The organism is Ensifer sp. SSB1 (assembly GCF_016652895.1).
GTDB lineage: Bacteria > Pseudomonadota > Alphaproteobacteria > Rhizobiales > Rhizobiaceae > Ensifer.
This window is the reverse complement of record NZ_JAEPRP010000236.1, coordinates 1-2224: the sequence shown is the minus strand read 5'-3', so window position 1 is coordinate 2224 and position 2224 is coordinate 1. Positions and strand designations below refer to the sequence as shown.

The following is a 2224-nucleotide window of genomic DNA, read 5'->3' as shown; positions in this document are numbered from 1 at the left end:
TCGGGATGCTGTTTGGTCAGGACAGGGCCGACAACGTGCTGAACTCGATCGACCGTGAGAACGTCTTTGCCGACACGGCGAACCGCGTCACGCGCGGCTCGGACACGGCGATGGGCGCTCGCTTCAATCAGTTTCTCGACGAGGTGTCGAAGGGGCAGGAAATCCCAGCGGGTGCCACACTGACGGGGACGGCCGGCAAGCTGTTCAAGTCGATCATGAAGCAGATCGTCCAAGGAAACGCTGACGCCAACGCCGGCAAGCTGGCGGAAGATATCGGGCGTCTCAGCGTGGCCACCGGCTCGACCCGAGACCAGATCGTCCAGGCGATCCTTCGGCGCGGTCAGCAGAATGTGATTGATCAGCAGCGGGCGGCGACGGTACGGACTTTGGCAAGGAGCGGCGGTTTGGCCGGTTACTCGTCTCTGCCAGGCGTACGGAACTGACGAACAGCATCCCATCGGCCGGCGTAGAATCCGGCCGCAAACACCATGAAAGCAATCCCGAACGCTCCGATAGCCTCGGCGGGGAGTAATTCGGCAACCCACCGAATCCCCATGATGACCGGTATCCCAAAAGCGAGCGCAAAAACGCCCGTAAGTACGCCGATGAGCTTCAGCGCTTTGTGGGACGGTTCGTTCGGGTTGTGGTTGATCTGCATGGCCTTAAAATACACGAGAACAGGCTTTGCTCAATCCTCGGATGGTAGGGGGATGTATCCCCCGCCCGTCAGCCAGTCGCGAAGGATGAGAACGATAGCCTCATCCTTCGTGATGCCGTGTTCCTTCGCAACGGTAGCAACCGCGGCTTCCAGATCAGGTGGAAGGGGCATTTTTCTTCTTCTTCGGTTTGGAGGCCGCAAGCACTTCAGCGGCGTCGAGCGCCCCGGCTGGGACATTCGGAGCCTTGAACATCGCGACGATAATGGAGTTCTGATACGTCGGAATGTTGATCGGGTGGCCCCCAGTGTACGTGGTGTTAGCGTAGGCGGTGTTGCCGTAGACGTTGACGGTCGTGTTTCCATACACCGGCGTGTTGCCGGCGTAGATCGATCCGCTCTGAGAGCCTGCCTGCTGGATGATGTAGTGGGTGTATCCCTTGGCAATGGTCGATTCAGCAACCCGTTGCTGCATTTGCCCTCTGGCAATGGCGATCGGGATCAGTCCGCGCGCGTCGACGTCGATCTTATAGACGTTCTTGGAGAGCGCCATTTCATCCTGGCTGACGCAGCCAGAAAGGCCCACGACGGCAGCGAGAACCGCAGCAAGTTTAAGTTTCATGATTTCCCCCAGCAATGATGGGGGAATGAAGCAAATCGCCAAGAAGTTGTCGAGGCGAATCTAAAATACGAACCCGCAGAACTTGCAAGGCTCCCTCTCGGGGGCCTTTTTCTATGGAGAATCCTCATGCCAAGAACTGGCGGCGTCTATTCACCACCGGCCGGCACCAAAGGGACGCCCGGCACCACTATCCAGTCGAGCCCGTATAACACGTTCATCGACGACCTGACGGCCGATGCGAACGCCGCGCGCCCGATCACGGCCGGCGGTACCGGCGCGACGTCGGCGAGCGCAGCGAGGACTGCCCTCGGGCTTGCAATCGGCACCAACGTGCAGGCCTACGATGCCGGCCTTCAGTCCATTGCAGGACTGACGACTGCCGCCAACCAGATGATCTACACGACCGCGCTGGACGTCTACGCGACCACGGCCTTCACGCCGTTCGCTCGCACCATTCTGGACGACGCCGACGCATCAACGGTCTTGAGCACCCTCGGTGTCTCGACCTTCGTGAAAACCATTTTGGACGATGCCAACGCGGCGGCGGTGCGAACGACGATCGGCCTTGCCGACGTCGCTTCGTCTGGCTCGGCGAGCGATCTGACGACGGGCACGGTTGCAGATGCTCGTTTGCCCTCGTCGATGGCCAACAAGACGTTGACGGGGACGATGACGTTCAACGGCCTCGCCAGCTTCATCAACGCCGGCAACGTCGTCGTCGAGTTCGGACGCATTGACGGCGTGTCCAGCATCACGGCGCTTGATTTCCATACAGGGGCGACCGCGGTTGATTATGATAGCCGTCTGACGTTTACGGGTGGTACCGGCAGCAACGGCGGCGGTTCGACGAACCTTCTCACATCCAGCTTTACCCGCAATGGGAACCAGGTGTGGGACGCTGCAACGGAAGGGGCTGGCTCGGGTCTCGATTCGGATCTCTTGGACTG

General features: G+C 60.1%; 2 protein-coding genes and 2 pseudogenes. 2 read left to right on the top strand and 2 right to left on the bottom strand.

Features of this window, described 5'->3' with window-relative positions; all coding sequences use genetic code 11:
• Window positions 1–443, top strand: a pseudogene (locus I8N66_RS33980) (hypothetical protein); the annotation flags it as partial.
• A 245-nt stretch (window positions 444–688) separates the two neighbouring features.
• On the opposite strand, the gene I8N66_RS33975 reads toward I8N66_RS33980, so the two are convergent.
• Together I8N66_RS33975 and I8N66_RS33970 are read right to left on the bottom strand one after the other, a co-directional pair.
• Window positions 689–829, bottom strand: coding sequence for a hypothetical protein (locus I8N66_RS33975; RefSeq protein ID WP_291163911.1), 141 nt, complete (start codon window positions 827–829; stop codon window positions 689–691).
• Window positions 813–1277 carry a hypothetical protein gene (locus tag I8N66_RS33970; protein ID WP_291163908.1) on the bottom strand — a complete coding sequence of 155 codons (465 nt, stop codon included), beginning with the start codon at window positions 1275–1277 and terminating at the stop codon, window positions 813–815. The genes I8N66_RS33975 and I8N66_RS33970 overlap by 17 nt, the downstream gene beginning before the upstream one ends.
• Before the next feature lie 126 nt (window positions 1278–1403).
• Between I8N66_RS33970 and I8N66_RS33965 the strand changes: the two are divergent.
• A pseudogene (locus I8N66_RS33965) lies at window positions 1404–2224 on the top strand (hypothetical protein); the annotation flags it as partial.

What these genes read in the sequence shown, in the direction of transcription:
- I8N66_RS33975 (WP_291163911.1), bottom strand. Translation starts at nt 829, where the DNA reads ATGCCCCTTCCACCTGATCTGGAAGCCGCGGTTGCTACCGTTGCGAAG.
- I8N66_RS33970 (WP_291163908.1), bottom strand. Translation starts at nt 1,277, where the DNA reads ATGAAACTTAAACTTGCTGCGGTTCTCGCTGCCGTCGTGGGCCTTTCT.